Below are 22364 nucleotides of genomic sequence, written 5' to 3'. Positions count from 1 at the left end.
TCCAAAGGCCTGCGCTGCGACGAACGGGGATGAATCGACCCCGCACATGACAAGACCCCCCGCAATGGTCTAGCTTCTAGGGCGTAAGCCATAGATCAACTGCGGAGGTACGCCATGCCAGTGAAACACGACCTGTATCAGGACTTGGGATTGAGCAAGGAAGCCGTTCACGAACGCAGGGCGGGCGACAAACGCCTGGACTCGCTGCTCACCCAATACGACGCCGCCGACGGGGAGGTGCTGAAGGCGGAATCGGCAAGCGCCAGCGATGAGGATGTGGAAAAACTGAAGAAGAAACGGCTGTTGATCAAAGACGAAATAGTCGCGAAGTTGGGTTAAGCACGAGGCAAAATCCCTGTAGGAGCGAGCTTGCTCGCGAAGAACTCACAGGCACCGCGTTTATCCAGGATGCACGCGTTATCGTTAACGTTTTTCGCGAGCAAGCTCGCTCCTACACGTTTCATGTCACCCCAGCAGTGCCTGGGTGCATTCATCCACCGAGCGCTGCTGCGTCTCGCCATACAGCGTCAATTCATCCACGGTCCGACGCCCCAGCGCCTGTTCAAACTCGGCCTTGTTCGCATTGGCCGCGTAGTGGCTCTGCGCGACATCCCCCAGGTTCGACTGGAAAATCCCCGCCGCGCTCACCGGCAGGAAATCCTCATACACCAACGGCTCCGCATCGATGTGACCGGCCGCGACCAGTGCGTCCAGGCTGCGCGGTTGACCGGCGCTGCCCCGCGCGGCCAGGCCTTGCTCGGTGGCGAAGTAGCGGTAATACGCCAGGCCCTGTTCACGCATCTGCGCGTGGTTGTCCGGGAAGGCCTGGAAGTGGTGTTCCATCAATTGCGTATACCGTGCGGCGTTGCCCTCATTGGGGAAGGCGCCCAGTTCATCGCGCGCGGCGTTCAGCAAGCTGTCGTACAGCGCGCGGCCCTTGGGCGTGAGCGCGACACCGCGTTGTTCGATTTCGCCAAAGCGCGCGCTGTGGCTGCCTTGGGCATCGGTGAAGGCGATGGGCTCGTCGAGGGCCTTGAAGCTGGTCTGGCGCAGCAGGATCGGGCAATGGCGGCGCGGCGGGCCTTCGATCACGGCCTTGGGCGTGATGCCTTTGCCGGGCATGGCGGCCTGGACTTGGTCAATGTCCAGGGTGCGTGGGGTCAGGTGGTTGATATGCGGACCCTTGAAGGCCACCACGTCGGCGATCAGGCGGTGCTGGTCGCTCAACTGCCGGTACTGCGCACCCGTGACCGTGGCGCTGGGGTGCCAGCGAAAGGTTTCCAGGGCCTGGCGCACGAATTCATCGGCATTCACGGCGTTGAGGCCGCCGTCCTTTTCCGCTTGTTCGATCAGCGCGAGAGCGCCGGGGGTGAAGATCGAGCGCTTGGCCAGGGCGGTTTCGGCGAAGGCGCGCAGCTCGGGGTTCTCGATCAGCTCCAGGCGTAGCAACGAAGTGAATACGCGGAACGGGCTGGTTTGCAGCGCCTGTTCGTGCACCGCGCGAAAGGCCGTGGAGTGCACGGGCACGCCGGCCGGCGTCAGGTCGTAATAGCCCACCGGCTGCATGCCCATCACCGCAAACAGGCGGCTGATGGTCGCCAGTTCCGCGGCGGTGCCCAGGCGGATGGCGCCGTGGCGTTCCATGTCCAGGCGCCGGATTTCGCCGGTGCGTTGCAGTTGTTGCGCCAGCAGCGGCTCGGTGTCGAGCACGCGGGTATTGGTCTCGGCCACCAGTTCCATCAACGCGCCGTACAGGGGGACCTCTTCTCGGTACATATCGGACATGGCCCTGGAAAAGCCCTTGCGGATCTCGTCCGGGCTGACATGTGCGGTGGCGTGCATAGAAAAATTCCTGATGGCGACGGCGATGAAAAAAGCCTTTGCCTGAGTTTGTTGAGCCAGAGGCTTGCTTGCAAACGAAGAATCCTCAGGACTTCATTCTGCAAATGAATGAAATGACCGGGATATGACAAAAACAGCCCGCCTGATCTTCAACTACACCTACGCCATCTTCCAAAGCTTCATGTGCAACCGGGCGTCATTGGGCTCTACACTGCCGCTCACCCGGTAGGCGATGGAGGACCCGATGACGGCCACACCCGACACCCGACTGCTTGAGACCACCGAAGGCCAGCGCCTGGCGATGCCGCAGGTCGAACGCTGGCGCGAGTGGGGCCCTTACCTGAGTGAACGCCAATGGGGCACGGTGCGCGAAGACTACAGCGCCGACGGCGACGCCTGGGCCTACTTCCCCCATGAGCATGCACGCAGTCGCGCCTACCGCTGGGGCGAGGATGGCCTGGCCGGTTTCAGCGACAAGGCGCAACGCTGGTGCCTGGGCCTGGCCGTGTGGAACGAACGTGACGCGATCATCAAGGAGCGCCTGTTCGGCCTCAATAATGCCGAAGGCAATCACGGCGAGGACGTCAAGGAACTGTACTTTTTCGTCGACGGCGTACCGAGCCATGCCTACATGCGCATGCTCTACAAATACCCCCACGCGGCCTTTCCCTACGACGACTTGACCGGCGAGAACGCGCGCCGCGGCCTGGAGGATGCCGAGTACGAGATTCTCGACACCGGGGTGTTCGAAGACAACCGCTACTGCGATGTCAGCGTCGAATACGCCAAGCATCAGCCCGATGACATTTTCATGCGCGTCACCGTGCACAACCGTTCGGACCAGCCGACGCGTTTGCAGGTGCTGCCCCAGTTGTGGGCACGCAATGACTGGAGCTGGACTTTCGATGCGCCCAAGCCGCAACTGAAGATGGACGCAGACCAGGTCCTGGCGTGCCATGCCGAACTGCCTGACCGTCATCTCTGCGCCTGGGGTCAGGATGGGGTGGAGTGGTTGTTCTGCGAAAACGAAAGCAACGTGCCCAGGCTGGAGGGGCAGCCGGCGCCGGGGCCGTTCAAGGACGGGATCAATGATTACGTGGTCGAGGGAATTGAATCGGCGATTCGCCGTGACCTCGGTACCAAAGTCGCGGCGCGTTTCATCCTCGAGCTGGCGGGTCTGGAAAGCAAAACCCTCTACCTGCGTTTTGCCCCCGTGGGTGCGCCTCGGGTCAGCGCCCGGCGCCTGTTCGAACAGCGCCGCCAGGAGGCCGATGACTTCTACGCCGCCCTGCAACACGGCATCGCCGACGACGATGCGCGCAACGTGCAGCGCCAGGCGTTGGCCGGTTTGCTATGGTCCAAGCAGCTGTACTATTTCGATGTCAACCAATGGCTCGACGGCGACCCGGCGCAACCCGCACCGCCGCCCGAGCGTCTGCACAGCCGCAACACCCATTGGCGGCACTTGTCGAATTTCGACATCCTTTCCATGCCCGACACCTGGGAATATCCGTGGTACGCCTCGTGGGACCAAGGCTTCCAGGCGGTGGCCATTGCGCTGATCGACCCGCACTACGCCAAGCAACAGCTGCTGTTGCTGGTGAAAGATCGCTTCATGCACCCCAACGGCCAGTTGCCTGCCTATGAATGGCGCTTCGATGACGCCAACCCGCCCGTACACGCCTGGGCCAGTTGGCGGGTGTACCAGCAGGACAAGGCGTTGACGGGCGTAGGCGATATGGATTTCCTTGAGCGGATATTCCATAAACTGCTGTTGAATTTTTCCTGGTGGGTCAACCGCAAGGATGCCGAGGGGCGCAACCTGTTCCAGGGCGGTTTCCTGGGGTTGGACAATATCGCCGTGTTCGACCGCTCGGCTGCGTTGCCGCCGGGTTACCAGCTGGACCAGGCCGACGGCACGGCATGGGTCGCCGCCTACGCGCTGGACTTGATGCGCATCGGCTTGGAGCTGGCCAGGCGCAACGTGGTCTACGTCGACATCGCGGTGAAGTTCTTCGAGCATTTCCTGTATATCGCCGGGGCCATCAACCGTGTCGATGACAGCGCCGAAGGCCTGTGGGATGAGCAGGATCTGTTCTTCTATGACGTGTTGCACCGGCCCGACGGCCAGAACGAGCCCGTGCGCCTGCGCTCCATTGTCGGCCTGATGCCGCTGTTCGCCGTGCTGGTGCTGGAACAGCGCGAGCATGAAGGCCTGGAGGGACTGCGCGAGCGTCTGTTGGGGTTCATGCAGCACCGGCCCGATCTGGCCAAGCTGGTCTCACGTTGGAATGAGCCCGGGCAGGGCAATCGCCTGCTGTTGGCATTGTTGCGCGGCGAGCGTACCAAGGACCTGCTGCGGCGCATGCTCGATGAAAGCGAGTTCTTGTCCACCTTTGGCGTGCGCTCCCTGTCCAAAGCCTTCGCCGAACAACCCCTGGCGCTGAAGATGAACGGCGACACCCTCAGCGCGTGTTACCGGCCGGGGGAGTCCGACTCGCGCCTGTACGGCGGCAACTCCAACTGGCGCGGGCCCTTGTGGATGCCGGTCAACTATATGTTGATTGAATCGCTGCGCGAGTTTCACCGCTACTATGCCGATAACTTTTCGGTGGAGTACCCGACGGGCAGTGGTTATCTGTCACCCCTGGAAGAAGTAGCCGACAGCCTGAGTCAGCGGCTGACCGGGTTGTTCCTGCGCGATGAAAATGGCCTGCGCCCGTCAATGGCGGGGTATGCGCAGTTGGAGGCAGATCCGGCGAGTCGGGATCTTGTGTTGTTCCATGAATACTTTCATGGCGAGACGGGGCGTGGGCTGGGCGCGTCGCACCAGACCGGCTGGAGTGCGTTGGTGGCGTTGTTGCTGCAGCCAAAAACCTGATGGCTTGTACAGATTGATGTGGGAGCTGGCTTGCCTGCGATGACGTGGTGCCAGCTTGCATCAATGTGGCCGGTCGACCGCTATCGCAGGCAAGCCAGCTCCCACAGGAGGCTCTGTCAAATTCCAGATAGCGGACAAAAAAATCCCGCCTTGAGAGGCGGGATTTAAATCCAAGGTCGCCCCTGAATCAGGAAGGGAACAACTCGCTCAGCTTCATGGCCAGCATCATGTCGCCTTCGGTGCGCAGCTTGCCGCCCATGAACGCCTGCATGCCGTCGGTGGAGCCGTCGACGATGCCTTCCAGGGTTTCGCTGTCCATGACCAGGGTCACTTGGGCGTCCGGGTTTTCGCCTTCCTGCAGCGAGCAGGTCTTGTCCTTGACGACCAGGGAGAAGTTCTTGGTGTCGTCGATGCGGAAACCGAACACCAGGTCCAGGCCTTCGGCAGCGCTTGGGTTGAATTTGGCTTTCATTGCTTCTACAGCTTTGGCTACGTCAGTCATGGTTTCGATCCTTTTGGGTGGAGTCCAGTGACCTTGGGGTCACGGTTGGCCGCGGTTCATCGGTAGGTGATGAGCTGCGGCGCCTTCAACAGTTGCAAGTGGGTATGGCTGTTGAAGGAAGCCAGTGCCACCTCGCGACCGCGGAATTTCAGCTGGTTGAGCGAGGTGTTAACAATCTGCCAGTTCAGTTCGAAGGCCTGGGCGGCGGGCATTCGGGTAATCAGGTGGAGCAGGGCGGTGATGGTACCGCCGGAGGTGAACACCGCGATTTTCTGTGTGTTGTCCGCCGCTTCGAGAAGGCGTTGCAGGCCACCCTGGACACGTTCCACGAACCCCAACCAGCTTTCCAGCCCCGGCGGGTCGTAGGTGCCGGCCAGCCAGCGCGCGACGATCAGGGCGAAGATGCGCTGGAATTCGCTGCGGTTCTGCGTGGCATTGCGCAGGATCTCCAAGGCTTCGGGTTCGGTGGTGAGCAGGTCGGGGAGCAGGGCGCGGATGATCGCGTCGGCATCGAATTCATTGAAGGCGCTGTCGGTTTCAAGCAAGGGTACCGGCAGGCCCAGGGCGCTGTATTGGTCGAAGGTGGCGGTGGCGGTGTGCTGCTGGCGACGCAGGTCGCCGGCCACGCAGCGGTCGAACACCAGGCCCATGTCCGCCAGGTGACGACCGAGCACTTGCGCTTGCTCCACGCCGACGGGCGACAGGACGTCATAGTCGTCTGCACCGAACGAGGCCTGGCCATGTCGAATCAAATAGATGCTGCCCACGTCCGCTCACCCGGTACGTTGAAAGTCAGGCGAGGTTATGAGGATGCCTTCAAGCTGTCAATGGAAAAACATACGCTTGTTTTAAAAGCCTGTTGGAGACCGGCTTGCTGGCGGTTTGATCACTGGCCCGAACGCGGCCCCGTCGGTATGCTTGGGCCATTGCGCGCCTGGCGCACATCAAAATCATTGTCCTGAATAGAGAGAAATATGGATTTCCTGGCCGAATATGCGAGCTTTTTAGCAAAGACCGTCACCCTGGTGGTCGCTATTCTGGTGGTCCTGATCAGCTTCGCGGCGCTGCGCAGCAAAGGTCGTCGCAAATCCGCCGGTCAATTGCAGGTCAGCAAGCTTAATGACTTTTACAAGGGCCTGCGTGAACGCCTGGAATCGAGCCTGCTCGACAAGGACCAGCTCAAGGCCCTGCGCAAGTCTGAAGGCAAGGCCGAAAAGAAGAAGGGCAAGCAGAAAGCCGAGGCCAAGCCACGGGTGTTTGTGTTGGATTTCGACGGCGATATCAAGGCCTCGGCCACTGAGAGCCTGCGCCATGAAATCACCGCCTTGCTGAGCCTGGCCACACCAAAAGACGAAGTGGTGCTGCGCCTGGAAAGCGGCGGCGGCATGGTCCACAGCTACGGCCTGGCGTCTTCGCAACTGGCGCGTATCCGCCAGGCGGGCGTGCCGTTGACCGTGTGCATCGACAAGGTGGCGGCCAGCGGCGGCTACATGATGGCGTGCATTGGCGAGAAGATCATCAGCGCGCCGTTCGCCATCCTGGGCTCCATCGGCGTGGTCGCGCAGTTGCCCAACGTCAACCGCCTGCTGAAAAAGCACGACATCGACTTCGAAGTGCTGACCGCCGGTGAGTACAAGCGCACCCTCACGGTGTTTGGCGAAAACACCGAGAAAGGCCGCGAGAAGTTCCAGGAAGATCTGGACATCACCCATCAACTGTTCAAGAACTTCGTCTCGCGTTATCGCCCGCAGCTGGCAATCGATGAGGTAGCGACCGGAGAAGTGTGGCTGGGTGTTGCAGCGCTCGACAAGCAACTGGTCGATGAGCTGCAAACCAGTGACGAGTACCTGGCGACCAAGGTCAAGACCGCCGAGGTGTTCCACCTGCATTATGCCGAGCGCAAGAGCTTGCAGGAGCGTGTGGGCCTGGCGGCCAGCGGCTCGGTGGACCGGGTGCTGCTGACCTGGTGGAGCCGGTTGACCCAGCAACGGTTCTGGTAAGCCGCTGCTGAAAATGCAGGTGGCTCCATGTGGGAGCCGCGGTGCGACGATTCGACTTGCCCGCGATGGCCACAGGGATCTACACAACTTTCAAAGGTTGAAAAACCTCTCTGTAGTGAGCGGGCTTGCCCCGCGCTGGGTGGCGAAGCCGCCCCAAACCAGGCGACCTGTTTCTATCTGGACTCGCGGTGGCGTTATCTGGGGCCGGTTCGCAGCCCAGCGCGGGGCAAGCCCGCTCACTACAAAGATGTGCAAATACCTATGCCCCACATTTGTTCTGCGGCGGTATCAGGGTTCGAGTACGACCTTGAGCGATTTATCGCCACGCTCCATCACCGCAAACGCTTCCTTGAAGTCCGCCAGGGCAAATTTGTGGGTGACCACATCGCGCATGTCGATCTTGCGGTTGCCGATAAAGTCGATGGCGCGTGGGTACATGTAGGGGCCCAGGTGCGAGCCGAGCACATCCAGCTCCTTGCGGTCGCCAATGATCGACCAGTCCACCGTGGCTTCGTCATTGAATACGCTGAACTCGACGAAGCGCCCCAGCTTGCGCAGCATCGCCAGGCCCTGGTTCACCGCCTTGTGGTGGCCGGTGGCTTCGATGTAGATGTCGCAACCGTAACCGTCGGTGATTGCGCGAATCTTCGCCAGCACGTCGACTTCGGCCGGGTTCCACACTTCGTCGGCACCCATGCGCAGGGCGAGGGCGGCGCGTTCGGGTTTCATGTCCAGCACGATCAGCTTCTTCGGATTGCGCATGCGCACCGCACCAATGATGCCCAGGCCCAGCGTGCCGGCACCGGCAACCACCACCACGTCGTCAAAATCCACATTGGCACGCTCGGCGGCGTGCAGTGAACAGGCCAGCGGCTCGATCAGGATGGCTTCGTCCGGCGCGATGGAATCCGGGACTTTATGCACGATGCCTTCCTTGGTGAAGATCATGTACTGGGCCATGGCGCCCTGCACATTGTTCTGGAAGCCATACAGGTCGTGCTTCTGGCACATCCAGTACTGGCCATGGTTGCAGAAGCGGCAGCCCCAGCACGGTACGATCTGCTCGGAAATCACCCGGTCACCGACCTTCACCCCGCGTTTTTCCGCACCGGGGCCTAATGCGACCACGCGACACACAAATTCATGGCCGGGGATCATCGGCGGTTTCACGTAGCGCGGTTGCTCGGCGTCGCCCCAGAACGAGGGCGCGCCGCGATACGTCTTGATGTCGCCCATGCAGATCCCGCATAGCTCGACCTTGGTGAGAATCTCCTCGGGGCCGGGCGTGGGCACATCGACGGTTTCCAGGCGATAGTCTTCCGGGCCGTAACAGACCACGGCCTGCATGGTTTTCGGGATGACCGGGGACAGTTGATCTTGCGGGCGTTCGGTAACGGTGGACATGGCAGACCTCGCAGCATGATGAACTCATCGCTCCCGCGCGGGCACGGGAGCGATCAACCGGCAACGGCTTATTTGGCGCCGCTGACTTGCTTGTACAGCGCGTCGGCGTTGGCGTTGGTCACCGGCACCCAGGGCAGGATGTAGTTCTTGGCGGTGCCGTCGCCCCATTTCACGTCCTTGGCGTAGCGCTGCCAGATCACCGATTGCGGCTTGTAGTCACTGCCGGCCAATGCGCGCAAGGCCACATCCAGTGCGCCTTGGGATTGGGCCTGGGCGTCTTGCAGGAAGGTGGTGACTTCGTCTTTTTTGGCCGCCTGGATCGCATCCGGCATGCCGTCGATGGACGTGACCGGCACGTCTTTGGAGGTCAAGCCGTGGGATTTCAGTGCCTGTATGGCACCGAGCGCCATATCGTCGTTCTGCGCGATTACGCCGTTGATGCCTTTGGGGTGGGCGTTCAGCCAGTCTTCAGTCAGCGTCATGGCCTGGGCGCGGTCCCAGTTGGCGGTTTTTTTCTCGATGATCTTGATGTCCGGGTGCTTGCCCAGCACCTCCAACTCGCCTTTTTCCCGGTCGATCTGTGCCGACTGGCCAATTGGCCCCTGGATGATCACGACATTGCCTTTGCCGTTGAGCTTGTCGACCATCGCCTGGGCCTGCAGGCGACCGCCTTCCACGTCGTCGTTGCCCACGTAGGGTACGGAGGCATCGGCTACTTTCGTATTGGAGGCGATGACCACCACGTCGTTGCTCATGGCTTGCTTGACGGTGCCCACGCCGGCCTTGGTGTCGATGGGCACGAAGAGGATGGCGTCGTAGTGCTGGGTCACCATGTTTTCGATCTGGTTGTTCTGGGTCAGCGCGTCGTAGTTGCCGTCGAACACCGTCAACTGCACGGTGCCGTCTTTCACGGCAGGGTGTTCCTTGAGCTCGCGCACCCAGTTCTGCATGAACTGGCCCTTGAGGCCATAGACCGCGGCGCCGACCTTGTAGGTCTTGCCGTCGGCGGCCAGGGCGATGCTGCTGGCGAGGAGGGAGAGGGCCGCGGCGGCGGCGAAGGTCGTACCAAGTTTCATGATGAGAACCCCGTTTTATTGTTGTAGTCAGTCGTTCGTTCATTGCCTTGTTGTGATCATATGTTTATCAAATGAAATTCTGATCAGTCAAACGCTTTCGCTAAAAACGGCAAAATAGGCTTTTTCACCTGATAAAAAGCCGGTTCCGCCCGGGTTTGGCATGTTTTTTGTTGTATTTAGCCTGATATTAATTTCATCTATTGATCATATGATCGATGGCGGTAGGGTCCGTTCACAGATCTTGTAATAGTTTCGGACTGTGGGAAGTTTCCTGTTCGCCTGTACGATTCAAGTCCTTTTGTCATCGCAGGATTTGCATGAACACCCTCTCGGAGCCTCCCAGTCGTCTCTCTCCAGGACACCCGCTGCCGCTGTTCCCTCTGAAGCATCCCGTATTCCGACTGCTAGCCTTGTACCGGTCCATCGACCGCGCCTTGCCGTGCCCGGCATTCAGAACATCGATTGAAGAGACTCTATAAATGGAATGGTTAGCGGATCCAACGGCCTGGCTCGGCCTGTTGACCTTGATTGTGCTGGAACTGGTGCTGGGCATCGACAACCTGGTGTTTATCGCGATCCTGGCGGACAAGCTGCCGCCGGAGCAGCGCGACCGTGCGCGGTTGATCGGCTTGTCCCTGGCCTTGCTGATGCGCCTGGGCCTGCTGGCGAGTATTTCCTGGCTGGTGACCCTCACTCAGCCGCTGTTCGAGGTGTTCGACAAGAGCTTCTCCGGCCGTGACCTGATCATGCTGTTTGGCGGTGTGTTCCTGCTGTTCAAGGCCACCATGGAATTGCATGAGCGTCTGGAAGGGCATGTGGCCCAGCGTTCAGGCAACGTGGCCTACGCGATGTTCTGGCCGATCGTGGCGCAGATCGTGGTGCTCGACGCGGTGTTCTCCCTCGACGCGGTGATTACCGCCGTGGGCATGGTGGACGAGCTGGCGGTGATGATGATCGCGGTGATCGTGTCCATCGGCCTGATGATTATCGCGAGCAAGCCGCTGACCCGTTTCGTCAATGCGCACCCGACAGTGATCATGCTGTGCCTGGGCTTTTTGATGATGATCGGTTTCGCCCTGACCGCCGAAGGCCTGGGCTTTCATATTCCCAAGGGCTATCTGTATGCGGCGATTGGTTTCTCGATCCTGATCGAGGTGTTCAACCAGATCGCTCGGTCGCGGCGCAAGAAGTCGGCGCAAGGCGTGTTGCCGGTACGTGAACGCACGGCCCATGCGGTGATGCGTTTGCTCGGCGGGCGTAGCCTGGCGGTGGAAGAGGTAGGCGAGGAGGTTGCCGATTTGCTCGGCGAGCCGGATGCTGCGCAAGGCCCGCTGTTTGACCGACGTGAGCGCGTGATGATCAGCGGTGTGCTGCAACTGGCTGAACGGCCGATCCGCAGCCTGATGACGCCGCGGGCCAACGTCGACTGTATCGACCTGGCGGATGATCCCGAGACTATCCGCCTGAAATTGATGCATTCGTCCTACTCGCGGCTGCCGTTGATCCGCAACGGTGCCGTCGATGAGCCGTTGGGCTTCGTGCACAAGAAGGAGTTGCTCAAGGAATACCTGGCCGGCAACGAGCCGAACCTTGCGCACCTGGCGCGCCGGGCGATCAACCTGCTGGAAAGTTTTTCGATCCTCAATGCCTTGGAGCAGATGCGCCAGGAGTCGACTCACATCGCGTTCGTGATCAACGAATTCGGCGACTTCATGGGCGTGTTGAGCATGACCGATATTCTCGAGTCCATCGCCGGTGAGTTGCCGGACGCCAGTGAGATCGCGGGCCCGGATATTGTCGAGGAGGGCGATGGCTTCCGTGCCAATGGTGCCTTGAATCTGAATCTGGTTCGACAGCGCATCGGCTTCAAGGCCGAGGCGACCGAGGATTACCAGACCTTGGCTGGTTTGGTGATGAGCCTGTTGGACCGTCTGCCGGTTGTGGGCGATAGCCTGGACTACGACGGGTGGCGCCTCAAGGTGGCGGCGGTGGAGGAGCGGCGGGTGACGCAGGTTGTTCTGGTGCCGATACCTGCCGCGTAACGCAATCGCCAGTGAAGCGCTTGAAGGCGATTTCAAGCGCTTCCTCCCCTAGTCCGGGAATGGTTTGACGCAGTGTTTGGTCCTGGTAGACCAGCAGTATTGGAATGCTTTTGACGCTGGGGTGGCGTGGCGTATTGCAGCAGTCAAGGATCAGGATTTTAACCCGGGCTCCGTAGCGCTTGCTGATGCGCATAAAGCGCGGCATCGCGTCCGTGCATGCTGGGCAATCGTGTGAAAAAAACACCACGAACACCGGCTCGGGGGTGTCCAGTGCACGCTCGAATGCCGCCTTGTCTTCAATCACCGCGTTGGCGTAGCTCATCGGGCGTCTCCGTATCGTTCCCTGGCTTACGCTAAGGTGGAAATGCCTCCTGGTCTACTGTCAACCTTCACAGGTCCCCTTTACGTTCCACGCGTTCACGGGCCTTGCGCGCCTGGCTTGCGCATTTCTTGTATTCCAGGTTGTCCCTTGAGGCCTTTGCCTGGCGATAACCATGGTGATTCTGGCTGGTGTAGTTGGTGCTCAAGGCTTCATTGAGCTTGCGCAGCTCTGCCTTGCACTCGCGACGATCATTGCTCGCCCAGGCGCTGCCCGTGGCCAGGAAGCTGAGCACAAGCAGGGTGAGACTGAACTTCATCAAGGCGTCGTCCTTTATTCGACCTGTCTCCGCCAAGGCTAGCGCAGCGCGGGGATTTTTCCATCGCCGGCGTGCACGGTAACGCGGCAGTGGCGCACCCGTGTGGGGCCTGTCACGGCGGCGTGGGGCCTTGGGTAGCAAATTGATTCCAGATGCTGGCGCAACGCCTTATTCGCTATCAGTGTTTATGTAGCTGATTCCTAACGTATTTACCGTCTGCCTGTTTTCCTATTACTGCCTGTGGCACACTTTCTGCTGTCTATTCCGTTGTTACATACTAAGTTCCGGTATAGCGGAATACACAACCCCTGGAGTGCTTGTCATGCATCACCGACCTTCCGTGTTCAAAGCGTGTGTTTTTCTCTTCGCCGCATCGGCTTCCCTCGCAAGCCTCGTGCAGGCGGCGGACAGCAAGCTCGATAATGTGCTCAAACGCGGGCACCTGATCGTGGGTACAGGCAGTACCAATGCGCCGTGGCACTTCCAGGGAGCGGATGGCAAGTTACAAGGGTTTGATATCGACATCGGCCGCATCGTGGCCAAGGGCTTGTTCAACGACCCGAGCAAGGTCGAGTTCGTGGTGCAGTCGTCCGACGCGCGCATTCCCAACCTGCTGACGGACAAGGTCGACATGAGTTGCCAGTTCATCACTGTCACCGCCAGCCGTGCGCAGCAAGTGGCGTTTACCCTGCCGTACTACCGCGAAGGCGTCGGCCTGTTGCTGCCGAACAACAGCAAATACAAAGAGATTGAAGACCTGCAGGCGGCCGGCGACGACGTCACCGTGGCCGTGCTGCAAAACGTGTACGCCGAAGAACTGGTGCACCAGGCGCTGCCCAAGGCCAAGGTCGACCAGTACGACAGCGTCGACCTGATGTACCAGGCCGTGAACTCCGGTCGCGCCGACGCCGCCGCCACCGACCAGTCTTCGGTCAAGTACCTGATGGTGCAGAACCCGGGCCGCTACCGCAGCCCGAGCTACGCCTGGAGCCCGCAGACCTACGCGTGCGCCGTCAAGCGTGGCGATCAGGACTGGCTGAACTTCGTCAACACGGCGCTGCATGAAGCCATGACCGGCGTGGAGTTCCCGACCTACAAGGCCTCGTTCAAGCAATGGTTCGGCGTGGATTTGCCGGAGCCTGCGATTGGTTTCCCTGTCGAGTTCAAGTGATTCGTGAAAACCGGGGCGCCGTGCGCGGCGCCTCCATCAGGTACTGTCCAACATGAACTATCAGTTGAATTTTGCCGCCGTCTGGCGTGATTTCGACACCCTGCTGGCGGGGCTGTGGCTGGGCCTGGAACTGGCATTGCTGTCGATCGCCATCGGCTGCGTGATCGGCCTGCTGATGGCGTTCGCCATGCTGTCCAGGCATCGCGCGTTGCGCATCCTGGCCTCGGTGTACGTCACGGTGGTGCGCAATACGCCGATTCTGGTGCTGATCCTGTTGATCTACTTCGCGCTGCCCAGCCTGGGCATCCGCCTGGACAAGATCCCCTCGTTCATCATCACCCTGTCGCTGTACGCCGGCGCCTACCTGACCGAAGTGTTCCGCGCCGGGCTGCTGAACATTCCCAAGGGCTTGCGTGAAGCCGGGTTGGCCATCGGCCTGGGTGAGTGGCGTATCCGCGCCTACATCACCGTGCCGGTGATGCTGCGCAACGTGCTGCCGGCGCTGTCGAACAATTTCATTTCGCTGTTCAAGGACACTTCCCTGGCCGCCGCCATCGCGGTGCCGGAGCTGACCTATTACGCCCGCAAGATCAACGTCGAAAGCTACCGGGTCATCGAAACCTGGCTGGTCACGACCGCGCTCTACGTGGCTGCCTGTTACCTCATTGCCATGTTGCTCCGTTATCTTGAGCAGCGTCTGGCGATCCGTCGTTAGGAGCGGCTTGCATGTACCAATCCCCCAGCTGGCTGCAGGAATTGTGGATCGCCCGGGATACGCTCTGGGCGGGGTTTCAAGCCAGCGTGTACGTCTCCGCGCTGGCGATTATCTTTGGCACCCTGATCGGCATCGTCGCCGGGTTGGTGCTGACCTACGGCAAGTTCTGGATGCGCGCGCCGTTCCGGTTGTATGTCGACCTGATCCGTGGCACGCCGGTGTTTGTGCTGGTGCTGGCGTGTTTCTACATGCTGCCGGCGCTCGGTTGGCAGATCAGCGCGTTCCAGGCCGGCGCCGTGGGCCTCACGCTGTTTTGCGGCTCCCACGTGGCCGAAATCGTGCGCGGTGCGCTGCAAGCCATTCCCCGTGGGCAACTGGAAGCGGGCAAGGCGATCGGCCTGACATTTGCGCAGTCCCTGGGCTACGTGCTGTTGCCCCAGGCGCTGCGTCAGATCCTGCCGACCTGGGTCAATTCCTCCACGGAAATTGTCAAGGCGTCCACCTTGCTCTCGGTGATCGGCGTGGCCGAGTTGCTGCTGAGCACCCAGCAAGTGATCGCACGTACCTTCATGACCCTGGAGTTCTATCTGTTTGCCGGGTTTCTGTTTTTTGTCATCAACTACGCCATCGAGTTATTCGGGCGTTACATTGAAAAGCGGGTGGCCTTGCCATGAACCAACCTCAAACCAACCCACCGCTGCTGGACATCCGTGGCCTGCGCAAGCAATACGGCGAGGTCGAAGTGCTCAAGGGCGTCGACCTGTCCATGCAGCGCGGCAATGTGGTGACCTTGATCGGCTCCAGCGGCTCGGGCAAGACCACGCTGCTGCGCTGCGTCAACCTGCTCGAGGAATTCCAGGGCGGGCAGATCACCCTGGACGGCGAGTCCATCGGCTACAGCGACATCGCCGGCAAGCGCGTGCGTCATCCTGAACGCGTGATTTCCCAGCACCGCGCGATGACCGGCATGGCGTTCCAGCAGTTCAACCTGTTCCCGCATTTGACGGCATTGCAGAACGTTACCCTGGGCTTGTTGAAAGTTAAGAAAGTGCCTAAGGACGAGGCGGTGGCATTGGCGGAAAAATGGCTCGATCGTGTAGGACTTTTAGAGCGCCGCAATCACTTCCCCGGTCAACTGTCCGGCGGCCAGCAACAGCGCGTGGCGATTGCCCGCGCCATTGCCATGAACCCCAGCCTGATGCTGTTCGATGAAGTCACCTCAGCCCTGGATCCGGAGTTGGTGGGCGAAGTCCTCAGCGTGATCAAAGGCCTGGCGGAAGAGGGCATGACCATGTTGCTGGTCACCCATGAAATGCGCTTTGCCTATGAAGTGTCGGACCAGATCGTGTTCATGAACCAGGGCCGCATTGAAGAGCAGGGCAGCGCCAAGGCTATTTTCGAACGCCCGCAGTCGCCGCGGCTGGCGGAATTTCTCAAGAACATTCGTTTTTAATTAAGGAGCTATTGTATGAGCATTACGCGTTACGGTGCCGGCAGTACAGCCGGCGGTGGCCAGCCACGTCCTTTTGCCCGTGCGGTGGAAGCGGACGGTTGGTTGTACGTCTCAGGCCAAGTGCCTGCGGTGGACGGCGAAATCATCACCGGCGGGATCATCGAGCAAACCCGCCAGACCATGCGCAACGTGGTGGCGATCCTTGAAGAGGCCGGCTACGAGCTCAAGGACGTGGTGCGCGTTGGCGTATGGTTGGAAGACCCGCGGGACTTCTGGAGTTTCAACAAAGTATTCGGCGAATACTTCACTCCGGAACACGCCCCGGCGCGCGCCTGTGTGCAGGCCAACATGATGGTCGATTGCAAGGTGGAGATCGATTGCGTGGCCTACAAGAAAAAAGGCTAAATGCCCCAAATCGATCGTTCCCACGCTCCGCGTGGGAACGCCGCCTGGACGCTCTGCGTCCGCTGTTGTGACGCAGAGCGTCACCGTATGCATTCCCACGCAGAGCGTGGGAACGATCTAACAGGACCGACGATTGCCATGACCGAAGACACCATCAAACGCCGTGCCAAAGGCCTGGACCGTGCATTCGATATCCTCGATTTTCTCAAGGAGATCGGCCAGCCCCTGCGCCCGAATGATATTGCCAGCGGCATCGGCAGCCCCAAATCCACGGTCTACGAACTGGTCGCGTCGCTGCTCGAACGCCGCATCCTGGAAACGGTGGGCAAGGACGGTCACGTCTACCTCGGTCGCCAGCTGTACTTTCTCGGCCAGGCGCACCTGCGTCATTTCGACCTGACCCGCGAAGCCGACCACGCTTTGCAGGAGATCGTCAGCCAGACCCACGAAACCGCGCAGATGTGCCTGCTCAACGGGCGCAAATACACGGTGGCGCTGATGCGCGAAGGCGAGCGGCATTTCCGCATTTCTTCGGACATCGGCGAAAACGCGCCGATCCCCTGGACCGCTTCCGGGCGCCTGTTGCTGGGGCACTTGAGCGACGAGCAGATCGTCGACCTGATCGACCCCGATGACTTTATCCTGCCGGACGGCCAGCGCCTGGCGCTGGACACCTTCCTGGCGCAAATCCGTCAGGCCAGCCTCGATGGCTTCTTTTCCTTCGACAGCGTGGCCGACACCTTTACCCACTGCTTTGCCGCCCCGGTGCGGGACGCGCAAGGCATCAGCATTGCGACCCTGTGCATCGTCGCCCCACGGGCCGATGCGCTCAAAAACTACAGCAGCTATCGCCGGGTGTTGATCGACAGCGCCAATAACCTGGCCCGGCGCATCAACGAATAGGAGTTTCCATGTCTGCCATCAACGCCGTTGAAAAGGGCGCCGCCGCCGTCGGTGCCCACCTGGTCCGCGACGTCAGCCTGCCTGCCCTGGTGCTGCACCGTGATGCCCTGGAGCACAACATCCGCTGGATGCAGGACTTTGTCAGCAAGAGCGGCGCGCAGCTGGCGCCCCATGGCAAGACCAGCATGATGCCGGGACTGTTCCAGCGCCAGATCGCCGCGGGCGCCTGGGGCATTACCCTGGCCAACGCGGTGCAGACCCGAGCCGCCTATGCTGGCGGTGTCCGTCGCGTGTTGATGGCCAACCAGCTGGTGGGCGCGCCGAACATGGCGTTGATCGCTGACCTGCTGGCCGACCAGGATTTCGACTTCCACTGCATGGTCGACCACCCGGACAACGTCGCCGACCTGGGCCTGTTCTTCGCGGCCCGTGGCCTGCGCCTGAACGTGATGATCGAATACGGCGTGGTCGGCGGCCGTTGCGGCTGCCGCAGCGAGCAGCAGGTGCGTGACCTGGCCAAGGCGATCAAGGCCCAACCCGCCTTGGCCCTGACCGGTATCGAAGGCTATGAAGGTGTAATCCATGGCGAGCACGCCATCAGCGGCATCCGCGACTTCGCCGCCAGCCTGGTGCGCCTGGCGGTGGACCTGCAGAACAATGGTTCTTTCGACTTGCCCAAGCCCATCGTCACCGCCTCGGGCTCGGCCTGGTATGACCTGATCGCCGAATCGTTCGAGGCGCAAAACGCCGCCGGCCGCTTCCTCAGCGTGCTGCGCCCGGGCAGCTACGTGGCCCACGACCACGGTATCTACAAAGAGGCGCAATGCTGCGTACTCGAGCGTCGCAGCGATCTCAGCGAAGGCCTGCGCCCGGCCCTGGAAGTCTGGGCTCATGTGCAATCGCTGCCTGAGCCTGGCTTTGCGGTGATCGCCCTGGGCAAGCGCGACGTCGCGTACGACGCCGGTTTGCCGGTGCCGCTCAAACGCTACAGGGCCGGAGTTCTGCCGGCGCAAGGCGATGATGTGGGCGCGTGCAAGGTGACGGCGGTGATGGACCAGCATGCATTCATGAGCGTGGCGCCAGGGGTTGAGCTGCGCATTGGCGACATTATTTCGTTCGGCACTTCGCACCCTTGCCTGACCTTTGACAAGTGGCAGGTGGGTTGTTTGGTGGATGAGCAGATGCAGGTGGTTGAGAGTTTGCGTACCTGCTTCTGAACCGAGTCGCTGCCATCGCAGGCAAGCCAGCTCCCACATTTGAATGCATTCACAAGTCTGAATGTGGGAGCTGGCTTGCCTGCGATGAGGCCTTCCAGCACACCGAGAGACCCAAGGCATGAACCCAAAGCCCCACATCGCCCTCATCGGCGAATGCATGATCGAACTGCAACACCGCGCCGACGGCAGCCTGCACCAGAGTTTCGGCGGCGACACCTTGAACGCGGCGGTGTACCTGCGCCGCGAGCTGGGCGATAACGGCAGCGTCGACTACGTCACCGCCCTGGGCGACGACAGCTTCAGCGATGCCATGTGCAAACACTGGGCGCAAGAAGGCCTGGGCCTGTCAAGGGTCCAGCGCCTGCCTGGCCGTTTACCCGGGTTGTACTGCATCCAGACGGATGCCAAGGGCGAGCGAAAATTCCTTTACTGGCGCAACGAGGCCGCCGTGCGTGAGTGTTTCACCACGCTGGCGGCCGAACCGATCCTGGCGGCCTTGCCGAACTATGACATGGTGTATTTGAGCGGGATCACCCTGGCCGTGCTGGGTGAAGTCGGCCGCGAGCGTTTGCTGCAGGCGCTGATCGAAACCCGCAGGCGTGGTGGCAAGGTGGCTTTCGACAATAATTACCGGCCGCGCCTGTGGGCCGATGTCGAGGCGGCGCGCTTGGCTTATCGCTCAGTGTTGGACGAGGTGGATATCGCCTTGCTCACCGAAGATGACGAGCGTGCGTTGTTTGGCTATGCCGACAGTGAGCAGGTGTTTGCGGCGTATCCAGGCATTGAAGAGGTCGTGCTCAAACGCGGGGCGGATGCGTGTCTGATCCGTTGCAGGGGCGAGCGCTTTGCGGTGCCGGCGCTGAAGGTGGAGAAGGTGGTGGATACGACGGCGGCGGGGGATTCGTTCAGTGCGGCGTATTTGGCCGGTCGGCTTAAAGGCGGTTCACCGCAAGAGGCTGCTTTGGCCGGGCATCGGTTGGCCAGTCGGGTGATTCAGCTGCCGGGGGCCTTGATTCCCAGGTGAATGGCCGCCTGCGGCGGTTCGCAGGCAAGCCAGCTCCCACAGTTGATCGTTCCCATGCTCTGCGTGGGAATGCAGGCAGGGACGCTCCGCGTCCCAAAAGCGGACGCAGAGCGTCCGGTGAGGCATTCCCACGCAGAGCGTGGGAACGATCACGCAGCCAATCCCTCAATCGCGGTAAAACACCTGCACCAGGTGATACCCGAACTTGCTTTTGATCGGCCCATGCACCACCTTCACCGGCTTCTTGAAAATCACCGCATCAATCGCCCCCACCATCTGCCCAGGCCGCACTTCACCCAAGTCACCGCCACGCTTGCCCGAAGGGCAGGTGGAGAACTTCTTGGCCAGTACATCAAACGCTTCGCCCTTGGCGATGCGCTGCTTGAGTTGTTCGGCTTCTTCGCTGGTTTTCACCAGGATATGACGGGCTTGGGCTTTCATAAAATCTCTACCGGGTGGGCGACGGCGCGCGATTATGCCTGAACTCATTGCGCCCCGCCGATCATGCCGCGAATTTTCGTGGCCAGCAGATCGATGGAAAACGGCTTGGCGACCATGTCCATGCCTTCTTCGAGGAAACCCTGACGCTCGGCGGCTTTTTCAGCGTAGCCGGTCATGAACAGCACCTTGAGGCCTGGCCTGTGCTGGCGCGCAATTTCCGCCAACTGCCTGCCGTTCATACCCGGCAGGCCGACGTCAGTCACCAGCAGGTCCACGCGCAGGTCCGACTCCAGCAGCGGCAACGCGGCCCGTGCGTCCGCCGCCTGGTGCGCGGTGTAGCCCAGTTCATCGAGCACATTGACCACCAGCATGCGCACCGCCGGATCGTCCTCGACCACCACCACCGCCTCACCGGCCAGGGCCAGCGGCGCCTCGCTCAAGTGGGCGGGCAGGTTGTTTTCCAGCGACGTACCGAACAGGCGCGGCAGGTACAGGCGCACGCACGTACCCTGGCCCGGCTCGCTCTGGATGGTCACGTGGCCGCCGGACTGCTGGGCAAACCCGTAGATCATCGACAGCCCCAGGCCGGTGCCCTGGCCGATGGGCTTGGTGGTGAAAAACGGATCGAACGCCTTGGCCAGGATCTTCGGCGCCATGCCGGTGCCGTTGTCGCATACGCCAAGCATCACGTAGTCGCCGGCCTTGACCGGTTCAAGGGTGGTGATGTCGCTACCGTCCAGGTAGCTGTTGGCGGTCTCGATCAGGAGTTCACCGCCGTCGGGCATGGCGTCGCGGGCGTTGATCACCAGGTTGAGCAAGGCGTTTTCCAGCTGGCTGGCGTCGGTGTTGACCGGCCAGATATCGCGCCCCAGTCGCACCTTGAGGTCGATGTGCGCGCCCTTGGTGCGGCGGAACAACTCTTCCAGGGACGCCACCAACTGGTTCGGGTCCAGCGGGCGAAGATCCAGCGATTGACGCCGCGAGAAGGCCAGCAGCCGGTGGGTGAGGGCGGCGGCACGGCGGGCCGAAGACACGGCGGTATCGGTAAAGCGGCCGATCTCTTCGCTGCGCCCGGCGGCGATATAGCGCTGCATCAGGTCGAGGCTGCCGATGATGCCGGTGAGCATATTGTTGAAGTCATGGGCGATGCCGCCGGTGAGCTGGCCCACGGCCTCCATCTTCTGCGCATGGCGCAGGGCGTCTTCGGCGCGCTCGCGCTCGTACATCTCGTTCTGCAGGCGCTGGTTGGCCTCGGCCAGTGCCTGGGTGCGCTGTGCCACGCGCTCTTCGAGATTTTCGTTGAGGTGGCGCAGGGCTTCTTCGGTGAGTTTGCGTTCGGTTTCATCGATCACAAAAATGTAGAACCCGTTCACCGAGCCGTCATTGCTGAAGCGCGGCAGGTACTTCATCAAGGCATGGCGCGGCCGGCCGTCGCGGTGCGGTGTGACGGTCATGAAGCTGCAGGCCTTGCCCTTGAGCGCGGCGGCGATCTTGTCGGCACGGCCGGCGTACACCTGCTCGCCGAGCACGTCGCGGATGGTCCTGCCGTACAGCTCCTGAGGAGTCATGCCGTACCATTCCAGGTAGGCGCTGTTGTTCAGGCGAAAGCGTTCCTCATGATCGACATAGCCGATCAGCACCGGCATGGCGTTGATGATCAGTTGCAGTTCGGTCTGGCTTTGGCGCAGGGCCTGCTCGGTGTTCTTGCGCTCGGTAAGGTCCAGCGCGGCACCGAGGAACCGCGCGGGGCGGCCCTGATGATCCTTGTAGCAGCGGCCCCGGGCAAATACCCAGCGCACTTGGCCGTCGGCCTGCAAGAGCCGGTATTCCTCGGCGTATTCGGTGCCGAAGGTAATGCAATGCTTGATGCTGCGCGCCACCATGCCACGGTCTTCGGGGTGCACGCCTTGCAGGTAGTCGCTGATCGGCAGGCGGCCCGCGTCGCTGGGGTCCACGCCATGCAGGTAGGCGAAGTGCGCGTCGGCGATGAAGCGGTCTTCGCCGATATCCCAATCCCAGGTGCCCACCGCGTCGGTGGCCGCCAGTGCGAGCTGCAGGCGTTGTTCGGTGTTGTGCTGGGCCTTGCGGCGCTCGTTGGTTTCGATGGCGGTAACCAGGATACCGGCCACGTTGGCGCTTTCGTCGCGGATCGGGCTGTAGGTCAGGTCCAGCCAGATTTCGGTGTCGCGGTTATGGCGTTGCAGCACGAAACGCTGCTCGCTGAAGGTGCGCGCCTGGCCGCTGAACACGGCGTCGTAGATCGGCGCGGTAAAGCTCTCCAGCTCCGGCCAGGTCTGGTGCGTCGGCTGCCCCATCGCTTCGGGGTGTTTGTTGCCGGCGAGCAGGGCGAAGCCGTCGTTGTAGAGTTGCGTGAGCTGCTTGCCCCACAGCAGCAGCATCGGCATCGGCGAATGCACGACGATGTCCACTGCGGTGCGCAGGCTTTGCGGCCATTCATTGGCCTCACCGAGGGGGCTTTGCGCCCAGTCCAACCGCGCAATCAATGCGGCGGTTTCGCTGCCGGTGGATGTTCCATTCATGAAAAAGCCCTGAGCGTAACGCTTTGAAAGATGACAACACCCATTAGCTCGTGAGCCGGGAATGGGTGACTACCCCCAAAAAATAGCATGCCTTGGGGGTTTTTCTTCAC

The 22364-nt window shown here is 61.2% G+C and carries 21 protein-coding genes; 12 read left to right on the top strand and 9 right to left on the bottom strand.

Going from position 1 to position 22364, the window contains the following annotated elements:
- The first annotated feature begins 114 nt into the window (after positions 1-114).
- Entirely contained in the window at positions 115-339 is a 225-nt protein-coding gene (locus tag BLL36_RS06160; RefSeq protein ID WP_076950588.1) for a DUF465 domain-containing protein, read from the top strand.
- Positions 340-465: 126 nt separating this feature from the next.
- Here the strand turns inward: BLL36_RS06160 and hglS are convergent, their stop codons facing one another.
- Entirely contained in the window at positions 466-1842 is a 1377-nt protein-coding gene (gene hglS, locus BLL36_RS06155) for a 2-oxoadipate dioxygenase/decarboxylase HglS (protein WP_076950587.1), read from the bottom strand.
- Between the two features lie 244 nt (positions 1843-2086).
- On the opposite strand from hglS, the gene BLL36_RS06150 reads away from it, so the two are divergent.
- Entirely contained in the window at positions 2087-4723 is a 2637-nt protein-coding gene (locus BLL36_RS06150; RefSeq protein ID WP_076950586.1) for an MGH1-like glycoside hydrolase domain-containing protein, read from the top strand.
- Between the two features lie 187 nt (positions 4724-4910).
- Here BLL36_RS06150 and BLL36_RS06145 read toward each other — a convergent pair whose 3' ends face one another.
- Positions 4911-5225, bottom strand: a complete 315-nt coding sequence (locus tag BLL36_RS06145; protein ID WP_076950585.1) for an SCP2 sterol-binding domain-containing protein — start codon at positions 5223-5225, stop codon at positions 4911-4913.
- A gap of 56 nt (positions 5226-5281) precedes the next feature.
- Positions 5282-5992, bottom strand: a complete 711-nt coding sequence (locus tag BLL36_RS06140; protein WP_076950584.1) for a histidine phosphatase family protein — start codon at positions 5990-5992, stop codon at positions 5282-5284.
- Positions 5993-6199: 207 nt separating this feature from the next.
- Between BLL36_RS06140 and sohB the strand changes: the two genes are divergently transcribed.
- A complete protein-coding gene (gene sohB / locus BLL36_RS06135; protein WP_076950583.1) occupies positions 6200-7225 on the top strand; it encodes a protease SohB in 1026 nt (341 codons plus the stop codon).
- Between the two features lie 288 nt (positions 7226-7513).
- Here sohB and BLL36_RS06130 read toward each other — a convergent pair whose 3' ends face one another.
- Together BLL36_RS06130 and BLL36_RS06125 are read right to left on the bottom strand one after the other, a co-directional pair.
- Positions 7514-8629, bottom strand: a complete 1116-nt coding sequence (locus BLL36_RS06130; protein ID WP_076950582.1) for an MDR/zinc-dependent alcohol dehydrogenase-like family protein — start codon at positions 8627-8629, stop codon at positions 7514-7516.
- A gap of 68 nt (positions 8630-8697) precedes the next feature.
- Positions 8698-9705 carry a substrate-binding domain-containing protein gene (locus BLL36_RS06125; RefSeq protein ID WP_076950581.1) on the bottom strand — a complete coding sequence of 336 codons (1008 nt, stop codon included), beginning with the start codon at positions 9703-9705 and terminating at the stop codon, positions 8698-8700.
- 479 nt (positions 9706-10184) lie between these two features.
- Between BLL36_RS06125 and BLL36_RS06120 the strand changes: the two genes are divergently transcribed.
- Complete coding sequence (locus tag BLL36_RS06120) at positions 10185-11747, top strand: TerC family protein (RefSeq protein WP_076950580.1); 1563 nt, start codon at positions 10185-10187, stop codon at positions 11745-11747.
- On the opposite strand, the gene BLL36_RS06115 is transcribed toward BLL36_RS06120, so the two are convergent.
- Positions 11680-12069 carry a thioredoxin family protein gene (locus tag BLL36_RS06115; RefSeq protein ID WP_076950579.1) on the bottom strand — a complete coding sequence of 130 codons (390 nt, stop codon included), beginning with the start codon at positions 12067-12069 and terminating at the stop codon, positions 11680-11682. The two genes, BLL36_RS06120 and BLL36_RS06115, sit on opposite strands and share 68 nt — an antisense overlap.
- Positions 12070-12136: 67 nt before the next feature.
- The gene (locus BLL36_RS06110) at positions 12137-12385 is read right to left on the bottom strand and encodes a hypothetical protein (protein WP_076950578.1); all 249 of its coding nucleotides are present in this window, start codon (positions 12383-12385) and stop codon (positions 12137-12139) included.
- A gap of 322 nt (positions 12386-12707) precedes the next feature.
- On the opposite strand from BLL36_RS06110, the gene BLL36_RS06105 reads away from it, so the two are divergent.
- The 8 genes from BLL36_RS06105 to BLL36_RS06070 all read left to right on the top strand — a co-directional run bounded on the left by BLL36_RS06105 (position 12708) and on the right by BLL36_RS06070 (position 19273).
- On the top strand, positions 12708-13556 hold the full coding sequence (locus tag BLL36_RS06105; protein WP_076950577.1) for a transporter substrate-binding domain-containing protein: 849 nt from the start codon (positions 12708-12710) through the stop codon (positions 13554-13556).
- Between the two features lie 52 nt (positions 13557-13608).
- Positions 13609-14271, top strand: coding sequence for an amino acid ABC transporter permease (locus BLL36_RS06100; protein ID WP_010564617.1), 663 nt, complete (start codon positions 13609-13611; stop codon positions 14269-14271).
- Between the two features lie 11 nt (positions 14272-14282).
- A complete protein-coding gene (locus BLL36_RS06095) occupies positions 14283-14945 on the top strand; it encodes an amino acid ABC transporter permease (protein WP_076950576.1) in 663 nt (220 codons plus the stop codon).
- Entirely contained in the window at positions 14942-15724 is a 783-nt protein-coding gene (locus tag BLL36_RS06090; RefSeq protein ID WP_076950575.1) for an amino acid ABC transporter ATP-binding protein, read from the top strand. Before BLL36_RS06095 ends, BLL36_RS06090 begins: the two co-directional genes overlap by 4 nt.
- A gap of 15 nt (positions 15725-15739) precedes the next feature.
- Positions 15740-16129 carry a RidA family protein gene (locus BLL36_RS06085; protein WP_010210958.1) on the top strand — a complete coding sequence of 130 codons (390 nt, stop codon included), beginning with the start codon at positions 15740-15742 and terminating at the stop codon, positions 16127-16129.
- A 138-nt stretch (positions 16130-16267) separates the two neighbouring features.
- The gene (locus BLL36_RS06080; RefSeq protein ID WP_076950574.1) at positions 16268-17032 is read left to right on the top strand and encodes an IclR family transcriptional regulator; all 765 of its coding nucleotides are present in this window, start codon (positions 16268-16270) and stop codon (positions 17030-17032) included.
- Positions 17033-17040: 8 nt separating this feature from the next.
- Positions 17041-18249, top strand: a complete 1209-nt coding sequence (locus BLL36_RS06075) for an amino acid deaminase (protein WP_076950573.1) — start codon at positions 17041-17043, stop codon at positions 18247-18249.
- Positions 18250-18367: 118 nt separating this feature from the next.
- A complete protein-coding gene (locus BLL36_RS06070; protein WP_076950572.1) occupies positions 18368-19273 on the top strand; it encodes a sugar kinase in 906 nt (301 codons plus the stop codon).
- 165 nt (positions 19274-19438) lie between these two features.
- On the opposite strand, the gene BLL36_RS06060 is transcribed toward BLL36_RS06070, so the two are convergent.
- Complete coding sequence (locus BLL36_RS06060; RefSeq protein WP_076950570.1) at positions 19439-19714, bottom strand: peptidylprolyl isomerase; 276 nt, start codon at positions 19712-19714, stop codon at positions 19439-19441.
- A 44-nt stretch (positions 19715-19758) separates the two neighbouring features.
- On the bottom strand, positions 19759-22254 hold the full coding sequence (locus tag BLL36_RS06055; protein WP_076950569.1) for a PAS domain-containing hybrid sensor histidine kinase/response regulator: 2496 nt from the start codon (positions 22252-22254) through the stop codon (positions 19759-19761).
- Positions 22255-22364 lie beyond the last annotated feature (110 nt).

The organism is Pseudomonas cedrina subsp. cedrina, from assembly GCF_001983175.1.
GTDB lineage: Bacteria > Pseudomonadota > Gammaproteobacteria > Pseudomonadales > Pseudomonadaceae > Aquipseudomonas > Aquipseudomonas cedrina.
This window is presented reverse-complemented; position numbering and strand designations above follow the sequence as displayed.

Excerpts from the sequence above, each read along its gene's own strand:
- BLL36_RS06095 (WP_076950576.1), top strand. The coding sequence starts at position 14,283 with ATGTACCAATCCCCCAGCTGGCTGCAGGAATTGTGGATCGCCCGGGAT.
- sohB (WP_076950583.1), top strand. The coding sequence starts at position 6,200 with ATGGATTTCCTGGCCGAATATGCGAGCTTTTTAGCAAAGACCGTCACC.
- BLL36_RS06075 (WP_076950573.1), top strand. The coding sequence starts at position 17,041 with ATGTCTGCCATCAACGCCGTTGAAAAGGGCGCCGCCGCCGTCGGTGCC.
- BLL36_RS06110 (WP_076950578.1), bottom strand. The coding sequence starts at position 12,385 with ATGAAGTTCAGTCTCACCCTGCTTGTGCTCAGCTTCCTGGCCACGGGC.
- BLL36_RS06150 (WP_076950586.1), top strand. The coding sequence starts at position 2,087 with ATGACGGCCACACCCGACACCCGACTGCTTGAGACCACCGAAGGCCAG.
- BLL36_RS06120 (WP_076950580.1), top strand. The coding sequence starts at position 10,185 with ATGGAATGGTTAGCGGATCCAACGGCCTGGCTCGGCCTGTTGACCTTG.
- BLL36_RS06100 (WP_010564617.1), top strand. The coding sequence starts at position 13,609 with ATGAACTATCAGTTGAATTTTGCCGCCGTCTGGCGTGATTTCGACACC.
- BLL36_RS06090 (WP_076950575.1), top strand. The coding sequence starts at position 14,942 with ATGAACCAACCTCAAACCAACCCACCGCTGCTGGACATCCGTGGCCTG.
- BLL36_RS06085 (WP_010210958.1), top strand. The coding sequence starts at position 15,740 with ATGAGCATTACGCGTTACGGTGCCGGCAGTACAGCCGGCGGTGGCCAG.
- hglS (WP_076950587.1), bottom strand. The coding sequence starts at position 1,842 with ATGCACGCCACCGCACATGTCAGCCCGGACGAGATCCGCAAGGGCTTT.
- BLL36_RS06130 (WP_076950582.1), bottom strand. The coding sequence starts at position 8,629 with ATGTCCACCGTTACCGAACGCCCGCAAGATCAACTGTCCCCGGTCATC.
- BLL36_RS06125 (WP_076950581.1), bottom strand. The coding sequence starts at position 9,705 with ATGAAACTTGGTACGACCTTCGCCGCCGCCGCGGCCCTCTCCCTCCTC.
- BLL36_RS06160 (WP_076950588.1), top strand. The coding sequence starts at position 115 with ATGCCAGTGAAACACGACCTGTATCAGGACTTGGGATTGAGCAAGGAA.
- BLL36_RS06070 (WP_076950572.1), top strand. The coding sequence starts at position 18,368 with ATGAACCCAAAGCCCCACATCGCCCTCATCGGCGAATGCATGATCGAA.
- BLL36_RS06115 (WP_076950579.1), bottom strand. The coding sequence starts at position 12,069 with ATGAGCTACGCCAACGCGGTGATTGAAGACAAGGCGGCATTCGAGCGT.
- BLL36_RS06060 (WP_076950570.1), bottom strand. The coding sequence starts at position 19,714 with ATGAAAGCCCAAGCCCGTCATATCCTGGTGAAAACCAGCGAAGAAGCC.
- BLL36_RS06145 (WP_076950585.1), bottom strand. The coding sequence starts at position 5,225 with ATGACTGACGTAGCCAAAGCTGTAGAAGCAATGAAAGCCAAATTCAAC.
- BLL36_RS06105 (WP_076950577.1), top strand. The coding sequence starts at position 12,708 with ATGCATCACCGACCTTCCGTGTTCAAAGCGTGTGTTTTTCTCTTCGCC.
- BLL36_RS06055 (WP_076950569.1), bottom strand. The coding sequence starts at position 22,254 with ATGAATGGAACATCCACCGGCAGCGAAACCGCCGCATTGATTGCGCGG.
- BLL36_RS06080 (WP_076950574.1), top strand. The coding sequence starts at position 16,268 with ATGACCGAAGACACCATCAAACGCCGTGCCAAAGGCCTGGACCGTGCA.